General features: G+C 71.3%; 17 protein-coding genes. All 17 read right to left on the bottom strand.

What is annotated here, in order from left to right:
• Nucleotides 1–82: 82 nt before the first annotated feature.
• The 17 genes from lepB to ACGFIS_RS09745 all read right to left on the bottom strand — a co-directional run bounded on the left by lepB (nt 83) and on the right by ACGFIS_RS09745 (nt 18758).
• Nucleotides 83–964, bottom strand: coding sequence for a signal peptidase I (gene lepB / locus ACGFIS_RS09825; protein ID WP_392901776.1), 882 nt, complete (start codon nt 962–964; stop codon nt 83–85).
• Nucleotides 965–1198: 234 nt separating this feature from the next.
• Nucleotides 1199–1549 carry a 50S ribosomal protein L19 gene (rplS, locus tag ACGFIS_RS09820; protein WP_089312872.1) on the bottom strand — a complete coding sequence of 117 codons (351 nt, stop codon included), beginning with the start codon at nt 1547–1549 and terminating at the stop codon, nt 1199–1201.
• Between the two features lie 118 nt (nt 1550–1667).
• On the bottom strand, nt 1668–2537 hold the full coding sequence (gene trmD, locus ACGFIS_RS09815) for a tRNA (guanosine(37)-N1)-methyltransferase TrmD (protein ID WP_392901773.1): 870 nt from the start codon (nt 2535–2537) through the stop codon (nt 1668–1670).
• Nucleotides 2534–3046 carry a ribosome maturation factor RimM gene (rimM, locus tag ACGFIS_RS09810; protein WP_392901771.1) on the bottom strand — a complete coding sequence of 171 codons (513 nt, stop codon included), beginning with the start codon at nt 3044–3046 and terminating at the stop codon, nt 2534–2536. Before rimM ends, trmD begins: the two co-directional genes overlap by 4 nt.
• An 11-nt stretch (nt 3047–3057) precedes the next feature.
• A complete protein-coding gene (locus tag ACGFIS_RS09805; RefSeq protein ID WP_392901769.1) occupies nt 3058–3300 on the bottom strand; it encodes an RNA-binding protein in 243 nt (80 codons plus the stop codon).
• A 2-nt stretch (nt 3301–3302) separates the two neighbouring features.
• A complete protein-coding gene (gene rpsP, locus ACGFIS_RS09800) occupies nt 3303–3803 on the bottom strand; it encodes a 30S ribosomal protein S16 (RefSeq protein ID WP_392901767.1) in 501 nt (166 codons plus the stop codon).
• A gap of 243 nt (nt 3804–4046) precedes the next feature.
• Complete coding sequence (ffh, locus tag ACGFIS_RS09795) at nt 4047–5627, bottom strand: signal recognition particle protein (RefSeq protein ID WP_392901765.1); 1581 nt, start codon at nt 5625–5627, stop codon at nt 4047–4049.
• Nucleotides 5628–5852: 225 nt separating this feature from the next.
• Nucleotides 5853–8228: a [protein-PII] uridylyltransferase gene (locus ACGFIS_RS09790; RefSeq protein WP_392901763.1), complete on the bottom strand. Its 2376-nt coding sequence runs from the start codon at nt 8226–8228 to the stop codon at nt 5853–5855.
• A gap of 8 nt (nt 8229–8236) precedes the next feature.
• Nucleotides 8237–8575 (bottom strand): P-II family nitrogen regulator, encoded by a 339-nt coding sequence (locus ACGFIS_RS09785; protein WP_132158442.1) that lies wholly within the window; start codon nt 8573–8575, stop codon nt 8237–8239.
• A gap of 3 nt (nt 8576–8578) precedes the next feature.
• Nucleotides 8579–9946, bottom strand: coding sequence for an ammonium transporter (locus ACGFIS_RS09780; protein ID WP_392901760.1), 1368 nt, complete (start codon nt 9944–9946; stop codon nt 8579–8581).
• A gap of 169 nt (nt 9947–10115) precedes the next feature.
• A complete protein-coding gene (gene ftsY / locus ACGFIS_RS09775; RefSeq protein ID WP_392901758.1) occupies nt 10116–11270 on the bottom strand; it encodes a signal recognition particle-docking protein FtsY in 1155 nt (384 codons plus the stop codon).
• A 76-nt stretch (nt 11271–11346) separates the two neighbouring features.
• Nucleotides 11347–12021 carry a DivIVA domain-containing protein gene (locus ACGFIS_RS09770; protein WP_392901755.1) on the bottom strand — a complete coding sequence of 225 codons (675 nt, stop codon included), beginning with the start codon at nt 12019–12021 and terminating at the stop codon, nt 11347–11349.
• A gap of 5 nt (nt 12022–12026) precedes the next feature.
• Complete coding sequence (locus tag ACGFIS_RS09765) at nt 12027–13214, bottom strand: globin domain-containing protein (protein ID WP_392901753.1); 1188 nt, start codon at nt 13212–13214, stop codon at nt 12027–12029.
• Between the two features lie 23 nt (nt 13215–13237).
• Nucleotides 13238–13645: a globin domain-containing protein gene (locus tag ACGFIS_RS09760; protein ID WP_392901751.1), complete on the bottom strand. Its 408-nt coding sequence runs from the start codon at nt 13643–13645 to the stop codon at nt 13238–13240.
• A 324-nt stretch (nt 13646–13969) separates the two neighbouring features.
• Nucleotides 13970–17626, bottom strand: coding sequence for a chromosome segregation protein SMC (smc, locus tag ACGFIS_RS09755; RefSeq protein WP_392901749.1), 3657 nt, complete (start codon nt 17624–17626; stop codon nt 13970–13972).
• A gap of 447 nt (nt 17627–18073) precedes the next feature.
• Nucleotides 18074–18271, bottom strand: a complete 198-nt coding sequence (locus ACGFIS_RS09750) for a hypothetical protein (protein ID WP_083946295.1) — start codon at nt 18269–18271, stop codon at nt 18074–18076.
• A 178-nt stretch (nt 18272–18449) separates the two neighbouring features.
• The gene (locus tag ACGFIS_RS09745) at nt 18450–18758 is read right to left on the bottom strand and encodes an acylphosphatase (protein ID WP_392901746.1); all 309 of its coding nucleotides are present in this window, start codon (nt 18756–18758) and stop codon (nt 18450–18452) included.
• Nucleotides 18759–18774: the final 16 nt, after the last annotated feature.

Below are 18774 nucleotides of genomic sequence, written 5' to 3'. Positions count from 1 at the left end.
GCGCCCCGAACGCCCCGTTCCGACATGTCCCCGACTTCCGGAGGACCCGTGAAGCCGATGCGGGTGGCCGGGTTAGTGCGGGTCAGGTCTGCAGGCGGCGGTGGCGCATGAAGAGGGCTAGGGGCAGGGTGCACATGACACCCAGCGCGTAGGGGGTGACGGGCAGGGCAGCGGAAGCGGTTTTCTGCAGGCCGCCTTGTTCGAAGGTATCGGGGATCGGAAGGGTGCCGATGCGGTCCAGAGGCCAGACGATGACGAAGGCGCGGCCGATGACCCGGTCGACCGGGATGGTGCCGCCGCCGGGGTCGCTCCGGTGGGAGCGGGAGTCGTAGGAGAGTTCGCGATGGTCGCCCATGACCCACAGCTGGCCCGGCTTCACGGTGACGTCGAACGGGTCGTTGGACGGTTTGTTCCGCTCGTGCGTGATCGGGTCGGTGTAGAGGTAGGAACTCTCGTCCAGAGGAACGCCGTTGACGGTGACCCGGCCCTTGGCGTCGCAGCATTTGACGCGGTCGCCGGGGATGCCGATGACGCGCTTGATGTAGTCCTTCTCGTTCGGCGCGACGCCGAAGGCGGTGCCGATGGCGCGTAGCACCTTGGACACCGGGTTGCCGGGCTCCTCGACCTGGACCTCCGGGTCCCAGGAGTCGAGGCCGTTGAAGACGATGACGTCGCCGCGCGCGATGTCCCGGGTATGGTAAACGATCTTGTTGACGAGGACGCGGTCACCGACCTGGAGGGTGTTCTCCATGGAACCGGACGGAATGTAGAACGCCTGAACCGCGAATGCCTTGATGACGAGGGCCAGTACGACGGCGACCACGATGAGGACGGGGAGTTCTTTCCAGAACGAACCCTGCTTCTTCTTCTTTTCGCCGTCGTCCTCGGAGTCTTCGCCCGTCTCCTCGGCCGAGTCCACGGGCTCCTTCTCTTCGGGCACCGCGCCCTCGGCTTCGGATCGCACGTCTCTCCGATCGTCCTCGTCAGTCATCAGAGCGAAAGCCTAGCGGCGCGGGGCCCACGGGACGCCTCCAGTGGGCGTGTCGCCGGCGGCCGGGCCGGCCGGCTCCCTCCGGAACGCCCGACGCCCCGGTCACCGTTACGGGTTCCCGGGGCGTCGTGGTTCATCCGCTCAACGAGTCCTTCTCATCCTCGGCGGGCACACGGATCGCGGTCTCGGCGGCGGAGGAAGAGGGGCTCAGTGGTCGCGCTTCTCCTTGATCCGCGCGGCCTTGCCGCGCAGGTTGCGCAGGTAGTAGAGCTTGGCGCGGCGGACGTCGCCGCGGGTGACGACCTCGATCTTGTCGATGGAGGGGCTGTTGATCGGGAACGTCCGCTCGACGCCGACGCTGTAGCTGACCTTGCGGACGGTGAAGGTCTCACGGGCGCCGCCGCCCTGCCGCCGGATCACCACGCCCTGGAAGACCTGGATTCGGCTCCGGTTGCCCTCGGTGACACGCACATGCACCTTCAGCGTGTCGCCCGGACGGAAGTCCGGCACGTCGGCGCGCATCGCGGCCTTCTCGATCTCCTGGATCAGGGTGTGCATCGCTGCGGTTCCTCATGGTCGAACGCGGGCGTCGAGAGGCCCCAGTGGGTCTTCGGTGGGGGCGTCGCGCCGCGGAAAGTGGTCGTGGGGTGCCGTGCGAACTGGACGCACGAACGCTTCAGTCTGCCATACCTTCGCCGTCAACCGGAAAACCGGCCTCGCGCAGCACGGCGCGATCCCGCGTGTCGAGGTCCTCCGGTGCGAGTCGGGCGAGCAGTTCGGGCCGGTGCCGCGCGGTGCGGCGGAGCGCCTCGTCGCGCCGCCAGCGGGCGATCGCGCCGTGGTGTCCGGACAGGAGGACGTCCGGGACGGGACGCTCACGCCAGACGGGTGGTTTCGTGTAGACGGGGCCCTCCAGCAGCGACTCCATGGCGCCCGGCGCGAAGGAGTCGTCGGCGACCGAGTCGGCGTTGCCGAGCACTCCGGGCAGGAGACGCCCGATCGCCTCGACCATGACCAGGACGGCGACCTCTCCGCCGGCGAGCACGAAGTCGCCGAGGCTGACCTCGTCCACGGGCATCCGGGTGCGGGCTTCCGCCGCGACCCGGGTGTCGATGCCTTCGTAGCGGCCGCAGGCGAAGAGCAGCCAGGGTTCGGCGGCGTAACGGGCCGCGTCGGCCTGGGTGAACGGCCGCCCGCTCGGCGTCGGAATGATCAGCCGCGGCAGCGGGTCGGGCGGTGGTGGGGGTGTCGGGGGTTCGCCCGAGGGCCGCGGTGGTGAGGACACCGGTCCGGCGCCGGAGGCGTGCGGGCCCGGTGCGGGCGGGGCGATGGTGTCGAGGGCTTCGCCCCAGGGCTCAGGTTTCATGACCATGCCGGGGCCGCCGCCGTACGGGGTGTCGTCGACGGTGCGGTGCCGGTCGTGGGTCCAGTCGCGCAGGTCGTGGACGTGCACGTCCAGCAGGCCGCCCCGGCGGGCCTTGCCGATGAGCGAGATGTCCAGGGCGGCGAAGTACTCGGGAAAGATCGTGACGATGTCGAGTCTCATGATGGGTCGAGCAGTCCGGGGGGCGGGTCGATCACGAGCCGCCCCCCGGGGACGTCCACCTCGGGGACGAGCGCCGCCACGAACGGGACCAGTTTCTCGCCGGCGTCGCCGCGCACGACCAGGAGGTCCTGGCCGTGGTGCAGGACGTCGGCGACCTCGCCGACGTCGGTGCCGTCCGCGGTGACGACGGTGAGGCCGATCAGTTCCTGGTCGTGGAAGTCGTCCGGGTCGGCGGACGGGGGGATGTCACCGGGGTCGACGACGAGCCAGGTGCCGCGCAGTTCCTCCGCGGCACCGCGGTCGCCGATCCCGGCGAAGCGCACGAGCAGGCGTCCCGAATGCCAGCGGACACGCTCGATGGTGAGGGGGCCGGTGGCCGGCGGGTCGGTGACGATCTGCGTGCCCTCGGCGAACCGGGATTCCGGTTCGTCCGTACGGACATCGACGGCGACCTCACCGCGGACGCCGTGCGGCCGTCCGATCCGTCCCACCACGAGCGGTTCGCTCATCGGAACGCCACTCAGCGGACCTCGTTGACGTCGAGCAGGTCAACGCGCACATAGCGACCACCGGAAAGGGCGCTGATCACCGTGCGCAGGGCCTTGGCGGTGCGACCGCTGCGGCCGATGACCTTCCCGAGGTCCTCGGGGTGCACGCGCACCTCGAGGACCCGGCCGCCCCGGATCCGGCGGGCGCGGACCCGGACGTCGTCCGGGTTGTCCACGATCCCGCGGACCAGGTGCTCGAGCGCTTCTTCGAGCACTGTCAGCCCTCGCTCTTAGCTTCGGTGGTCTCGGCGGCCTTCGCCTCGGACTTGTCGGCGGACTTCTCGGCGGCCTTCGCCTCGGACTTCTTCGGCTCGGCCTTCTTCGGCTCGGCCTTCTTCTTGCCCTTGGTCGCGGGGGCCGCGGCCTCGACGTCGCCCATCGACTCCTTGACGGCGGCCTCGAACGCGGCCTTCTTGTCGGCCTTCGGCTCGGCGACCTTGAGGGTGCCCTCGGCACCCGGCTCGCCCTTGAACTTCTGCCAGTCGCCGGTGATCTTCAGCAGGTTGCGGACGGGCTCGGTCGGCTGCGCGCCGACGCCGAGCCAGTACTGGGCCCGCTCAGAGTCGATCTTGATGAGCGACGGCTCCTGCTTGGGCTGGTAGAGCCCGATCTCCTCGATGGCGCGCCCGTCACGCTTGGTGCGGGCGTCGGCGACGATGATCCGGTACTGCGGGTTCCGGATCTTCCCCAGACGCTTGAGCTTGATCTTGACTGCCACGGGTGTGGTGTACTCCAGACTTCATTACAGGATGGGCGGGCCCGTGCCAGGTGGGGAACACCGGCCTACGGCCGCCCGATGGACTCCGGCCGCGCAGGACGAGAGAGGGCGCCTCACGATTCCGGGTTTCCAGCCAATCATTCTGCCAGACGATGGCGGTAAAAGCGCAATCGCGCGATGCCGTGTCCGGGACCGGCGGGCTCGGCCGCCATCACCCGGCCCCCGAGCCCCGGACGAGCGCGGTCACTTCTTCTTGCGGCCTTGGAGCTTGCTCAGGTCGGGCATCTGCAGGCCGGGCGGGAGCTGGCCGCCGAGACCGGGAGGAAGGCCGCCCGGACCACCGCCGAGACCGGGGGGCAGCCCCTGGGGCATGCCGTCGGCCGCGGGCTGCCGGTCGTCCTGCCGGTCCTTGCCGGCACGCTTGCGCGGGTCGCCGCTGCGCTGCCTGCCCTTCTTGTTCTTGGACGCCTTCGCCGCCTTGGTCGCCTTCTTCCGTCCGCCGGGCATGCCGGGGATGCCCATCCCGCCGGCCATCTGGCGCATCATCTTCTGCGCGTCGAAGAACCGGGTGACCAGGCTGTTGACCTCGCCGACGGCGACGCCCGAACCGCTCGCGATGCGGGCCCGCCGCGAACCGTTGATGATCTTGGGCTGGGAGCGTTCCTGGGGAGTCATCGAGCGGATGATCGCGGCGATGCGGTCCAGGTCCTTGTCGTCGATCTGGCTGATCTGATCGCGGACCTGCCCCATGCCCGGCATCATGCCGAGCAGGTTGCCGATCGGGCCGAGCTTGCGGATCATCATCATCTGCTCGAGGAAGTCCTCGAGCGTGAAGTCCTCGCCCGAGGCGAACTTGCTGGACATCTTCTCGGCCTGCTCGGCGTCGAACGCCTGCTCGGCCTGCTCGATCAGGGTGAGGATGTCGCCCATGTCGAGGATCCGGCCCGCCATGCGGTCCGGGTGGAAGACGCTGAACTCCTCGAGCTTCTCGCCCGTCGAGGCGAACATGATCGGCCGGCCGGTGACGTGCCGGACCGAGAGCGCCGCGCCGCCGCGGGCGTCGCCGTCGAGCTTGGTGAGGACGACGCCGTCGAAGCCGACGCCGTCCATGAACGCCTGGGCGGTGTTGACCGCGTCCTGGCCGACCATGGCGTCGACGACGAACAGCACGTCGTCGGGGTCGACGGCGTCCCGGATGTCGATGGCCTGCTGCATCATCTCGGTGTCGACGCCGAGACGTCCCGCGGTGTCGATGACGACGACGTCGTGCTGGGCCTGCCGCGCCTGGTCGATCGACCGGCGCGCCACGTCCACCGGGTCGCCGACGCCGCTGCCCGGCTCGGGCGCGAACACCGGCACCCCGGCCCGTTGGCCGACGATCTCCAACTGCTGGACGGCGTTGGGACGCTGCAGGTCGGCGGCCACGAGCATCGGCGCGTGGCCCTCCTGCTTCAGCCACCGGGCCAGTTTGCCCGCGAGGGTCGTCTTGCCCGCCCCCTGAAGGCCCGCGAGCATGATCACGGTGGGCGGGGTCTTGGCCAGCCTGATCCGGCGGGTCTCGCCACCGAGGATGTTGATGAGCTCCTCGTTGACGATCTTGACGACCTGCTGTGCCGGGTTCAGCGCCTGCGAGACCTCCGAGCCTCGCGCCCGCTCCTTGACCTCCGCGATGAAGTCCTTGACCACGGGCAGCGCGACGTCGGCCTCAAGTAGCGCGATCCGGATCTCGCGGGCCGTGGCGTCGATGTCGGCCTCGGAGAGCCGGCCCTTGCTGCGCAGCGACGAGAAGACCGTCGTCAACCGGTCGGAGAGCGTCTCGAACACGTGTCTGGACCGTCCTTGGAAAGCGTCTGGGATCGCCTATCAGCGTATCGGGTCACCGGCCGAGCCCCACCCCTCTCGCCGAGCCCGTTCCGGGAAGGCGCTCATATCGCATCGTTCCCGGGCTGGATCACTCCTCCGGCCCCGAGCACGATCCTGTTCCCGGGCGGCCCGGCGGAGACGGGTGCGTGTTCTACGAGCGGGTGAAGTCGGTGCAGGGCTGCGAAGCTAGTGCAGGGCCGCCAGAACCTCGACGCGGGCGGTCTCGAGGGCGGCGGGGTCGTCCAGGGGGCGGCCATGTTCGTCCACCACGTAGAAGACGTCCACGGCCTCGGCGCCGAGGGTGTCGACCTGCGCCGCGCGGACCTGCAGGCCGCTCGCGCCCAGCGCCTGCCCGATCCGCCAGAGCAGCCCCGGGCGGTCGTGTGCGCGCACCTCGACGACGGTGGCGGTGCGGGACGCGTCGTCCAAGATCATCACCCGGGGCGGGGGAACCGTCACGCCCGGACGCACCCGCGCCGACCGGGCGCGGCGTTCGAGGCGGTCGGCCACATCGAGCCGGTCCGCGAGCATGCGCCGCAGATCCGCCTCCAGGCTGGCCGGATCCGGCGGCGTCCCGTACTCGGGCACGGCCGTGAAGTCCAGCACGGCCGTCCCGCCGGAGCCTTCCGGGGAGGAGATGGTGCGGGCCGTCTTCACCGCCAGGCGGTGGAGGGCCAGGACGCCGGCGGCGCGCCACAGAAGGCCGGGACGGTCCGGGGCTGCGATGGTGATGCGCGATCCGGTGACGCGGACGGCGGCGCCGTCGTGGCGGGCCAGGGCCAGTTGATCGGATCCGAGCGCGGGGGCGGGCGGCGGTGTTCCGCCGGACAGCGCGGCGGCGGCGCGGCGGGCCAGTTCGGCGACCAGGCCCGCCTTCCAGGCACCCCAGGCGGCGGGTCCGGTGGCGTTGCCGTCGGCGATGGCGAGGGCGGCGAGGAGGTCGATGATCTCGCGTTCGCGGCCGGGCACCCGGGAGACGGCGGCGGTGACGGTCTGGACGGTCACCGGGTCGTCGAGGTCGCGGCGGGTGGCGGTCTCGGGCAGGAGCAGGTGGTGGCGGACGAGGGTCTCCAGGACCCGGACGTCGTCGTCGGGGAAGCCGAGGCGGGCGCCGATGTCGCGGGCGATGACGGCGCCGGTGGCGGAGTGGTCGCCGGGCCGGCCCTTGCCGATGTCGTGCAGGAGGGCACCGACGAGGAGGAGGTCGGGCCGGGCGACCTCGCGGGTGAGGGCGGCGGCTCCCGCGGCGGCCTCCACCAGGTGGCGGTCAACGGTGAAGCGGTGCACCGGGTTGCGCTGCGGGCGGTTGCGGACGTGCTCCCAGTCGGGCAGCAGCCGGACGATCAGCCCGGCCTGGTCGAGGGCCTCCCAGACGCCGATGGCGGCGGGCCCGGCGCCGAGCAGGGACACGAGGGCGTCGCGGGCGGCGGCGGGCCAGGGCGTCCGCGGCAGGACGGCGCGCTCGGCGAGCCGGGCGACCGTGGCGGGTGCGATCGGCAGGCCCGCCTGGGCGGCGGCCGCGGCGACGCGGAGCACGAGCGCGGGGTCGTTCAGGTCGGCGTTCCGCGCCAGGACGACCTCGCCTTCGTGTTCGACGGCGCCGTCCCCGACGGGCCGCCGCTCGACACCGCGCCGCTCCACCCCCCGCGGGGCCGGGCCGGACGATGGGTGGGGCCGGGCCTTGGTGTAGCGGTCCACGCGGCGCCACAGGTGGGTGGCCGCGTAGGTGATCGTGCGGGCGGCCTCCGCGATCGATCGCTGCAGGACGTTCGCGTCCGGGAGGCCGAGGGCCCGGGCGACGGATTCGTGTTCCTGCAGGACGAGGCGGTCGGTGGACCGGCCGGTGACCTCGTGCAGGACGTGCCGTACGTCCAGCAGGAGGTCGTGGGCCGCCCGGACCCGGGCGCCGGGGGCGGACGCCACCCAGGCCGCGGCGACGGCGTGCATGACGTGGACGTCGCGCAGCCCGCCGCGCGCCTCCTTCAGATCGGGTTCCTGGAGGAACGCCAGTTCGCCTTGGTCGTCCCAGCGTTCGCGGCACATCGCCGCCAGTTCGGCCAGCCGGAGGGGGGCGTCGGCGCGCCAGTCGGTGAGGACGGCGGTGCGCAGTTCGTCGACGAGCGTGTGGTCGCCCGCGATCCGGCGGGCCGACAGGAGCCCGAGTGCGGCCTTCATGTCGCCGCGCGCCACGGTGCGGGCCTCGTGGACGGTGCGGACGGAGTGGTCGAGGCGGAGCCCCGAGTCCCAGACCGGATACCAGACGCGGTCGGCGACGCCGGCGACGTCCGCGCGGCCGCGGTGCAGGAGGACGAGGTCGAGGTCACCGCCGGGTGTCAGCTCGCGGCGGGCGTGGCTGCCGACCGCGGCGAGCGCCACGTCGCCGGGGACGTGGCGGTCCGCGAGGAGTGAGCCCAGCCAGCGGTCCAGGTCCGCGGCGCGCGCGGCCCGCGCCGCCGCGAGGGCGGCACGGGCCGCGTCGGCCACGTCCCCGGCCGTCCCGGAGCCGCCGGCGCCGGGACGGCCCGGGCCGCGGTCTCCGGGCGGCGGGGCGGCGAGGGTCACCGGGTGCCTCAGAGGGCTTCCGGGCCGGTCTCGCCGGTGCGGACCCGGACGACGGTGTCGACCGGGACGGCCCACACCTTGCCGTCGCCGATCTTGTCGGTGCGGGCCGCCTTGACGATCACGTCGATGATGTCGTCGGCGTCCTCGGACTCGACGAGGACCTCGACGCGCAGCTTGGGCACCAGGTCGACCTGGTACTCGGCGCCGCGGTAGACCTCGGTGTGCCCCTTCTGCCGGCCGTAGCCGCTGGCCTCGCTGACGGTCAGGCCCTTGACCCCGAAGGTCTCCAGGGCCTTCTTGACCTCGTCGAGCTTGAACGGCTTGATGACCGCCGTGATGAGCTTCATCGCCTACGCCTCCACCTTCTTGGCCGCGTCCTCGGGCTTCTCCGCGTCCGCGGCGGGGGCGGGCGCGGCCGCCGCGGCCAGGGTCGCACCGGAACCGCCGCCCGTCCGGATGGTGCCGAAGTCGTAGGCGGTCTCCGCGTGCGCGGTGCTGTCGATTCCGGCGGCCTCGTCGTCCTCGCTGATGCGGAAGCCCATCACCAGGTCGATGAGCTTGGCGATCAGGTAGGTGACGACGAACGAGTAGGCGAGGGTGGCCAGAACCGCCACCGCCTGCTTGCCGAGCAGCGACAGCCCGCCACCGGCGAACAGCCCGTCGGCGCCGCCGTCGTTGACCGCGGTGGTGGCCAGGAGGCCGATCAGCAGGGCGCCGACGATGCCGCCGACCATGTGGACGCCGACCACGTCGAGCGCGTCGTCGTAGCCGAGTTTGTACTTGAGGCTGACCGCGAAGGCGCAGACCGCGCCGGCGACGAGTCCGACGGCGATGGCGCCGAGCGGGGTGACGAACGCGCAGGCCGGGGTGATGGCGACGAGTCCGGCGACGACACCGGACGCGAGGCCGAGCGTGGTGGACGAGCCGTCCCGCAGCTTTTCGACGACGATCCAGGCGAACGCGGCGGCGCAGGTCGCGACGAGCGTGTTGATGAACGCGACGCCCGCGACCTCGTTGGCGGCGCCGGCCGAGCCGGCGTTGAAGCCGAACCAGCCGAACCACAGCAGCCCGGCGCCGAGCAGGACGAACGGCAGGTTGTGCGGGCGCATCGGCTCCTTCGGCCAGCCCCTGCGCTTGCCGAGGACGAGTACCAGGGCGAGCGCCGCGACTCCCGCGTTGATGTGGACGACGGTGCCGCCCGCGAAGTCGAGTGCGCCGAGTTCGAAGATCCAGCCGGCCTGGCCGCCCTCTTCGCCGTCCGACCACCAGACCCAGTGGGCGATCGGGAAGTACACGAGCGTCACCCAGGCCAGGGTGAACACGACCCAGGCCCCGAATTTGGCACGGTCCGCGACCGCGCCGCTGATGAGCGCGACGGTGATGATGGCGAACGTCGCCTGGAAGGCCACGAACACCAGCTTCGGGATGCCGGTGCCGTCGTCGGCGGTGGCGGCGGTCTCCAGGCCGACCAGTCCCCATTCGCCGAACCCGCCGATGAACGAGCTGAGCCCGCCGCCGGAGGTGAACGCCAGGGACCAGCCGTAGACGACCCACGCCATGCCGACGACGGCGATGCTGACGAAGCTCATCATCATCATGTTGAGCACGCTCTTGGCCCGGCTCATGCCTCCGTAGAAGAAGGCCAGCCCCGGTGTCATCAGCAGCACGAGCGCCGCGCTCGTCAGTATCCACGCGGTGTTACCGCTATCGATCTTCATCTCTGAGAGAGTCCCTCCTCGCCAGGGAACGTGACTGCTCAGAGACTCTGGCGCGGCCGTTTCACCTGAGGGGCTCTTACGTTTCCTCGGTGTGAAAACCGACCCCGGCGTGTTTCGCCGGTGTTTCCGAAACCTCACATGCCTTATTTAGGCGACATTGGACCTTTTTTCAGTCTCCCAGGATCGCGTCCACAAAGGCCTCGGGTTCGAAGGGGGCCAGATCGTCCGGGCCCTCCCCCAGCCCGACCAGCTTGACCGGGACGCCCAGTTCCCGCTGCACCTGGACGACGATGCCGCCCTTCGCGGTGCCGTCCAGCTTGGTCAGCGCGATACCCGTGATGTTGACGACCTCCGCGAAGACGCGGGCCTGCTGCATGCCGTTCTGCCCGGTGGTGGCGTCCAGGACGAGCAGCACCTCGTCGACCGTGGCCTGCTTCTCCACGACGCGCTTGACCTTGCCCAGCTCGTCCATCAGCCCGGTCTTGGTGTGCAGCCGGCCGGCGGTGTCGACGATCACCACGTTGACCTTGGTGTCGATGCCCTGCTTGACGGCGTCGAACGCGACGCTGGCGGGGTCGGAGCCCTCCTCCTTGCGGACGACCTGCGCCCCGACCCGGTTGCCCCACGTCTCCAGCTGGTCGGCGGCGGCGGCGCGGAAGGTGTCGGCGGCGCCGAGCAGGACGGTCTTGCCGTCGCCGACGAGGACCCGGCCGAGCTTGCCGCAGGTGGTGGTCTTGCCCGTGCCGTTGACGCCGACGACCATCATCACGGCGGGACGGTCCCCCGGCGCCTCGGTCCGGAGGGAGCGGTCCAGATCCGGGCCGATCTGCTTGACGAGCTCCTGCTTGAGCAGCTCGCGGACCTCGCCCACCTCGCGGGTGCCGAGGACCTGGACCCGGGTCCGCAGGTCGTCGGTGACCTGGCGGGCCACGGCCGCGCCCATGTCGGCCGTGATCAGGGTGTCCTCGATCTCCTCCCAGGCGTCGTCGTCGAGCGTTTCGCGCGACAGCAGGACGAGGAGGGTCTTGCCGAAGGTGTTCTGGGAGCGGGCGAGGCGGGCGCGCAGCCGGACCAGCCTGCCCGCACCGGGCGGCGGCCTCTCGATCTCGACCGTGGGCCGCGGCGGCGGTACCTCCGTCGGCGGCGCCCTCTCGATGGTGGGGGCGCCGCCCTCCGCCTCGTCGGCGGCGGTCGCTCCTCCCGCCCGTTCCGTGGGCCGCTCGGCGGGCGGCCGCGGCCGCCCGCGACGGGGCCGCAGCAGCATGACGCCGCCGACGATCAGTGCGACCGCGGCCAGCGCGGCGATGACGATCAGATATTCCATAGCGCCCCCAGTTTTCCAGAAGGTGTCTACCCCGGGGGGCGGCCCCCTGGAACCCCCCTTCCGACGCAGGCCGTGATCACTGTGCGGGCCCGGGGGCGGGCAGTGACGCGCGCTCGGAGTTCTCCCACTCGTCAACGTTTCGCAGAAGGGCCTCCAGGTAGGAGCGGAGGTGGGTGCGGTAGACGTCGCTGTAGGTGCGCAGGTAGGCGATCTCCCGTTCCATGGCGCGTCGCTCGTCGGCCGGCGGGGCCTCCTGGCGGATGACGGGCGGCGGCGCGGTCTGTTCGGCGTTGCGGACGGCCGCGTCGGCAACCGCGGCGGCCTTGCGGTGGGCGTCCTCCAGCATGTGCTCGGCGCGTCCCTTGGCGTCGGACAGGATCGCCTCCCGGTGCAGCCTGGCCTCGTGGGCCAGCTCGCGCGTGTAGCGCTCGGCGTCCGCGACGTACAGGTCGGCGGTCTGCTGGGCCTGCGAGAGGATGCGGACGGCCTGGAAGTGGGCGTCCTCGGGCGCCATCACGCCGGGTGTGCCCTTGGCCGCCTGGGCGCGCAGCCGGTCGACCTCGTCGGCGAGGGCCGCCTTGTCGCCGAAGATCTGGACGAGTTCCCGCTCGACGTACGCCAGGAAGTTGCGGACCTGCTCCTCGTCGTATCCGCGGCGGCCGAGGGCGGCCCGGGCGAAGACCACCGACTGCAGTTCGCCCGGGGTCAGCCGCGTGCCCGCGGAGACGACGGGAAGGTTCGGGGAGTTCAACGCGCTCACCTCTGTGCGTCTGCGAAGGTTTCCAGCCGGATGCGGTCGCGGGCGACGCCGAGCCGCGTGAGCTGCTCGACCGTGTGCCCGACCATCGCGGACGGCCCGCACACGTAGGCGTCGTGGCCGTCCCAGGGGCCGTGCCTGGCCACGACGTCCGACAGATTTCCGTGCTCGACGTCGTCGTCGCCCGCTTGGGGTCCCGGCTGGAGCCCCGATTGGAGCCCTGACTGGAGCAGGGCGGAGAAGCCGTGGCCGCCGGACTCGTCCGACACGGTGGGCACGACGGTGAGCCAGCGGAACTCGCCGGCCAGTTTGGTCAGGTCTTCCAGGTCGTACAGGCCGTCCCTGGTGCGGGCGCCGAAGAACAGGTGCACGCGCGGAGGGGCGGCGCGCTGCGAGATCTGCTCCAGGATCGCCTTGAGCGGGGCCAGGCCGGTGCTGCCCGCCACCAGGAGGACATCCCGCCCGGACGCCTCGTCCAGCGTGAGCGTGCCGACGGGGGCGCCCATCCGGACCCGGTCACCGGTCTCGGTTCCGCGCACCAGGACGGGGCTCACCGGGCCGCCGTCGACGAGCCGGATGTGGAAGTCCACGGTGTGGTCGGGACGGGGGGCGTTCGCCATCGAGTAGTAGCGCCAGTGCCGCAGCCGGGCCGGCACCTCCAGCGCGACCGACTGGCCGGGCCGGTAGGGCAGCGGCCGGTCCGGCTGGACGCGCAGGACGCTGATGTCGAACCGTCGCCGTTCGACACCGAGGACCTGGCCGTTCCACCAGGCGGGGCTTGTGAGGGCGTTCTCGTCGGCGGCCTCCAGCATGACCTTGGCGACCAGGCTGTAGGCGGCGTTCCAGTCGCCCTCGACGTCGTCGCTCCAGGACGGCCCGCAGAAGTGCCGCACGGTGGCGAGGAGGCTGGCGCCGACGTGCGGGTAATGCTCGGCGACGATCCCGAACCTGCGGTGGTCGCGGCCGAGCTGCTGGAGGAACGGGACGAGGGCGGGCAGGTCATCGACCCGGGAGACGATGTGCCCGAGGGCGCGCAGCAGCTTGTCGCGCTGGCCGCTCATCCCGATCGGGAACATGTCGCGCAGGTGGGGGTTGCGGACGAAGAGGTCGGAGTAGAAGAACAGCGCGACCTGGTCGCCCTGTCCGGCGACGTGGTCGAAGCTGTCCTTGAGGCGCTGGGCGTCCATGTCAGATCAGGATGCGGGCCGGATCAGGAGACGGGCTCGGCCGCGGCCTCTGTCATGACCTGGGCGACGAGCCCGTAGGCGGCCGTCCAGTCGCGTTCGAGGTCCGCGTTCCATTCGGGGCCGCTGAAGTAGGCGAGGGTCGCCAGGAGGCTGGCTCCGACGGGGGCGTAGTGGTCGCCGAGGACCCCGAAACCGTGGTGCCGCCGGCCGAGGTCCTGCAGGAACGGGACGAGCGCGTCGGTGTCGTCGACGGTCGAGACGATCTGGGACAGCGCGGCGAGAAGGACCTCGTGCTGCTTGGCCATCGCCGCCGGGAACATCGACCTGAGCTGCGGTTCCCGGGCGAATAGGTCTGCGTAGAAATATTCTGCCACGTCGACGCCGTTCGTGCCGACGAGGGCGAAATTGTCTTTGAGTTTCTGCGGGTCCACGGGCGTCACCTTCCGAGCGGTTCTCCGTACCGGGCGGGGTTTGTCCGGTGAGGGAAGCCGGAGAACCAACGGTGCATATGGGTAGTGGATGGACTTCGACCCGCACAAGTCCGCCAGCGTCGTCACGGCGTCACGGTCGGTGTACGACGGTCGCGCCACTTCCCTGTCACCGGCAGGAATGCGTCGTGACCAAGTAGTTATTGGAGCCCGAAAATAATACAGACCACATCTCGGGACCCGTCCGAAATGCGGAACGCTGGGCGATGTAACGTTCCAATGAAAGGGTGACCGATATTTCTGTCATGTGAAAATTCGTGCACGAACTCAGTCGCGCAGCCGCTGGCTGACCACCTGGGTGACGCCGTCCCCGCGCATGCTGACGCCGTAGAGGGCGTCGGCTCCCTCCATCGTCCGCTTCTGGTGAGTGATCACGATCAGCTGGGACGCCTCGCGCAGCTCCTCGAAGACGGTGAGCAGCCGCTGCGTGTTGGTGTCGTCCAGTGCGGCCTCGACCTCGTCCAGGACGTAGAACGGCGACGGGCGGGCCTTGAAGACCGCGACGAGGAACGCGATCGCCACCAGGGACCGCTCGCCGCCAGACAGCAGCGACAGCCGCTTGACCTTCTTGCCGGGCGGGCGGGCCGCGACCTCGACGCCGGTGGCGAGCATGTCGTCCGGCTCGGTGAGCGACAGGCTGCCCTCCCCGCCGGGGAACAGCCGCGCGAAAATCCGCTCGAACTCGCGAGCGGTGTCGTCGTAGGCGGTGCCGAACACCTGCTGGACGCGGTCGTCCACCTCCTTGACGAGGCCGAGCAGCTCCCGCTGGGTCTTCTTCAGGTCCTCCAGCTGCGAGGTGAGGAACGCGTGCCGCTCCTCCAGCGCGGAGAACTCCTCCAGCGCGAGCGGGTTCACCTTGCCGAGCTGGTTGAGCTGCCGCTCGGCGGTCTTGGCGCGCTTCTCCTGGACGGCCCGTTCGTACGGGACGGGCCGCGCGTCCTCCCCCTTGTCGGGATCGGGCGGGACGAGCTGGTCCGGCCCGTACTCCGACACCAGGGACTCGACCTCCAGGCCGAACTCGTCCAGGGCCCGCTGCTCGTACTGCTCCAGCCGGAGCCGCTGCTCGGCGCGGGCGACCTCGTTGCCGTGCACGACGTTGACCAGGCGTTCGAGCGTCCCGGACAGCTCGCGGACCTGGGTCCGCACGACCTTCAGCTCCGCCTCGCGGGCGGCCTTGGCCTGTTCGGCGGCCTCCCGCCGCCGTACGGCCGCGTCCAGGGAGTGCTCGATGCGGTCCAGGGCGGTCCTGGCGCCCCGGTGGACGGCCTTGGCGACCCTCGCCTGCTCCTCGCGTCGGGCGCGGCGCTGGGCGGCGCGGGCGCGTTCCTCGCGCTCGCGGCGGGCACCGCGTTCGAGCGCGTCGGCGCGGCCGGCGATGGCCTGGACGCGTTCCTCGGCGGTGCGGACCGTCAGCCTCGACTCCATCTCGACGCTGCGCAGTTCCTGGCAGCGGGCGTTCAGCTCGTCGCGGGCCTGCGTGTCATGCCCGGCCTCGTCGGCGACCTCCGCGGCCTCCTCCGCCTCGGCGAGCCGCATCGCCAGTTCCTCTGCCGCCTCGGTGTCGCGCTCCAGAGATTCGTTCGCCGCGTCGAGCGCCTTGGTCAGCCGCTCCGCCTCGCCCCTGGCGGCGCGGACGTCGGCCTCCAGGCGGGCGGCGCGCTTGGCCTCCTGAGCGGCCTGCGCGTCGAACTCACGCAAGCGCGCGCGGACGCGGTCAAGCTCCGCCTGCGCCCGGTTGACCCCTGACTGGGTCTCGTTAGCGGTCGCTTCGGCGGCTTCCACCGCCGTCTGCGCCGCCTGCTCCCGCTCCATGGACGCCGTGAGGTCGTCGGCCGCGACACCCGCCGCCGTCTCGGCGGCCGCCAGGTCCTCGGTGGCCTCATCGAGCGTCGCGCGCATCTGCAGGAGGCTCTGCCCTCCACCCGCTGCGCCGCCCTGAGCCCAGTGGGCGCCGACAAGCTCCCCATCGCGGGTGACGGCCCGCAGAGAAGGCTCCCTGCGCACCAGCCCGGCAGCGGACGGGACATCGTCCACAACGGCGATGTCACGCAGAAGGTGCTCGACCGCAGGACGCACCGCATCCGGCACCGTCACGGCGTCGACCGCATAGTCGACCCCGGGGAGCCGCCCGCCCGCCACTGCCGCTCCCCCGCCGACGAGCAGCCCGGCACGTCCGGCATCGCGGGAACGCAGCAGCGTCAGCGCGGCTTCGGCCGTATCCAGCGAGCCGACGGCGATGGCCTCGGCCGCGTTGCCGAGCGCGGCCGCGATCGCGGTCTCATAGCCGGGACGGACGTTCAGCAGCGACGCCACCGTCCCGAGGACGCCTTCCAGCGAACCGTCCGCCCCCGCGGCCAGGAGGGCCTCCCCGCCGTCGGCGGCGCTGGCCAGCGTCAGATCGAGGGCCTCGATCCGGGCCTGCAACGCCGTGACCTTCTTCTGCGCCGCCTGGTCCGCCGACCGCGCGGAACCCACGGCCGACCGGGCCTCCTTCAGGGCCCGCCGGGGACCCTCCACCGCCGCCCGCGCCGCCTCGGCGGCGTCCTTGGCGGTGGCGAGCGCCTCCTGGGCCACCTCGTGCTCGGCGGCCAACTCCGGGTCCTCCACGACCTCGGCCTCGAACGCCTCGAACTCGGCCTGCGCGGACTCGGCGCGCTGCCCGGCCTCCTCCCGCGCCTCGGCGAGCCGGCCGATCTCCGAGCGTCCGGCCGCGGCCTTGCTGCGCAGCGCCTCGACCCGTCCCCGCAGCCGGGCCAGCTCCTCCCGCCGGTCGGCCGCGGCACGCGCGGCGGCCTGCAGCCGCCGTTCCTCGGCGGCCAGGGCCTCCTCTGCTCCCGACCGCTCCTCGACGGCCGCGGAAAGCCCGTCCTGCGCCGCCTCCAGCGCCTCCCGGAGCATGTCTTCCTGCTCGCGGACCTCGGCGGCCTCGCGCTCCATCTCCTCGGGATCGCGGCCGCGCCGTTCCTCATCGCGCGCTTCGGCGGCATTGCGATGCCGCTCGGCCGCGAGATCGGCGACGCCCCGCAACCGCTCCTTCAGCGCCGACAGCCGGAACCACGTGTCCTGCACGAGCGCGAGCCTGGGCGCCTGCTCGGCCTCCTCGGCCTCCAGCACGGCCTCGCGTTCCTGCGCCTCGGCCAGCGCCCGCTCCGTCTCGGTGCGGCGCTCCCGGACGGCGGCCTCGTCGGCCGCCTCCTGCTCAAGCCTCGTCCGCAAGGTGACCAGGTCGTCGGCCAGCAGCCGCAACCGGGCGTCACGCAGGTCGGCCTGGATGACGGCGGCCTTGCGCGCGATCTCCGCCTGCCTCCCCAGCGGCTTCAGCTGCCGCCGCAGCTCACCGGTGAGGTCCTGGACGCGGGTCAGGTTCCCCTGCATCGCGTCCAGCTTGCGGAGCGCCTTCTCCTTGCGCTTGCGGTGCTTCAGGACACCCGCGGCCTCTTCGATCACCGCGCGGCGCCCTTCGGGGCCCGAGTGCAGGACGCGGTCGAGCTGGCCCTGCCCGATGATGACGTGCATCTCGCGGCCGATGCCGGAGTCGGACAGCAGCTCCTGGATGTCGAGGAGCCGGCACGAGTCCCCGTTGATCGCGTACTCGCTGCTGCCGGACCGGAACATCAGCCGGCTGATCGTGACCTCGGTGTAGTCGATCGGCAGCGCGCCGTCGGAGTTGTCGATCGTCAGCACGACCTCGGCCCGGCCGAGCGGCGCCCGGCTGGCGGTGCCGGCGAAGATGACGTCCTCCATCTTGCCGCCGCGCAGCGACTTGGCGCCCTGCTCCCCCATGACCCAGGCCAGTGCGTCGACGACGTTGGACTTGCCCGACCCGTTCGGCCCGACGACGGCGGTGATGCCCGGCTCGAACTTCAGCGTGGTGGAGGACGCGAAGGACTTGAAGCCGCGCAGCGTCAAATTCTTCAGGTACACGCGTCCGCCGTCCTCCTGAGGTGACTGGGCGATGGCCGGCCGGCCGTGTTCGTTATACAACGGCCGAGGTCGGCTCGGGCACGGGACGCGCGGTCGCCGCACTGGATTCGGGTCACGGCGGTCATGCACCACCGGATGCCCCGAATTCCGCCGATCGCTACAGCTGCCATCAGATTCGGACAGGCAGAATGCGTACCAAGGTTTGACCGGATCCTGACCGTTCCCCGTACATCAGCCCGAGGGTACACCCGCACCGCCAGGCCCGAAGGGAACAGGACCGGGCACCCGAACCGGCCATCGCGGCCACCATGCGATCGCACCGCGGTGCCCGCCGAAGAAGGAAGGGCCGCCAAGGCCGGAGGCCGGCTACACGACCGCCAGGGGCGCTGCAATAAACAAGGGACGCCAGGTCGTGGCGTCCCTGTCCACTCTTGAGAAAGGCGCTGATCAGGTCAGCGCGGGTTCACGGTCCTTGACCGCAAGGGACATCACATCGTCGTCCGGCGCCGTCGCGAGCGCGTCGTTCTCTGCCTGAAGCCGTACGAGCTCGGCTTCCAGATCACGTACGCGCTGCTGAAGACGCCGCATCTCCGCGACCATCCGGGGGTCGGGACCGCCGACGTGGCCGAGTAGAGCCTTCGCCATGACTAAGGGTCCTCCACGCTGAGTAACCAGCAGGGATCACGCACGAGAATCGAATCAAGTCGGTGCGCGTATCGTCTAGAGTCGCACCGGCCGGTGTCCTGGTCAAGACGCACATCACAGGCCGGTAACAACCTTCCTCTACTAGTTTAGCAGGTATAAACCGGAACCCCCTACCCGGTCAGCGCTCATGGAAACCGGAGCCCTCTCCGCGCGGCTCGCTCCAGCGGCAGGTCACGCCCGTCACCTTGCCGGGGCGTCCGGGCAGGCCCGCGGGCGCGTCGCCGTCCAGCAGCTCCAGGAGCCGCCGGCATTTCCGGCGGGGTCCTTCGGCGACGACCTCGACGCGCCCGTCGGCGAGGTTGGCGGCGGTGCCGTCGAGGCCGAGCTCGAGCGCCCGTGCCCGCACCCACCAGCGGAAACCGACTCCCTGGACGTGGCCGCGCACCCAGGCCGTGAGCCGGACGATGTCCTCGTCACCGCCGTCCATCGCGTCCCCCCATCTC

Origin of the sequence: Spirillospora sp. NPDC048824, assembly GCF_043198455.1 — a bacterium.
Lineage (GTDB): Bacteria > Actinomycetota > Actinomycetes > Streptosporangiales > Streptosporangiaceae > Spirillospora.
The sequence above is the reverse complement of the archived record's forward strand: the minus strand, read 5'-3'. Positions and strand labels throughout refer to the sequence as shown.

Excerpts from the sequence above, each read along its gene's own strand:
- rimM (WP_392901771.1), bottom strand. The coding sequence starts at position 3,046 with ATGAGCGAACCGCTCGTGGTGGGACGGATCGGACGGCCGCACGGCGTC.
- ACGFIS_RS09745 (WP_392901746.1), bottom strand. The coding sequence starts at position 18,758 with ATGGACGGCGGTGACGAGGACATCGTCCGGCTCACGGCCTGGGTGCGC.
- ftsY (WP_392901758.1), bottom strand. The coding sequence starts at position 11,270 with ATGGAATATCTGATCGTCATCGCCGCGCTGGCCGCGGTCGCACTGATC.
- trmD (WP_392901773.1), bottom strand. The coding sequence starts at position 2,537 with ATGAGACTCGACATCGTCACGATCTTTCCCGAGTACTTCGCCGCCCTG.
- ACGFIS_RS09750 (WP_083946295.1), bottom strand. The coding sequence starts at position 18,271 with ATGGCGAAGGCTCTACTCGGCCACGTCGGCGGTCCCGACCCCCGGATG.
- ACGFIS_RS09780 (WP_392901760.1), bottom strand. The coding sequence starts at position 9,946 with ATGAAGATCGATAGCGGTAACACCGCGTGGATACTGACGAGCGCGGCG.
- ACGFIS_RS09765 (WP_392901753.1), bottom strand. The coding sequence starts at position 13,214 with ATGGACGCCCAGCGCCTCAAGGACAGCTTCGACCACGTCGCCGGACAG.
- ACGFIS_RS09785 (WP_132158442.1), bottom strand. The coding sequence starts at position 8,575 with ATGAAGCTCATCACGGCGGTCATCAAGCCGTTCAAGCTCGACGAGGTC.
- rplS (WP_089312872.1), bottom strand. The coding sequence starts at position 1,549 with ATGCACACCCTGATCCAGGAGATCGAGAAGGCCGCGATGCGCGCCGAC.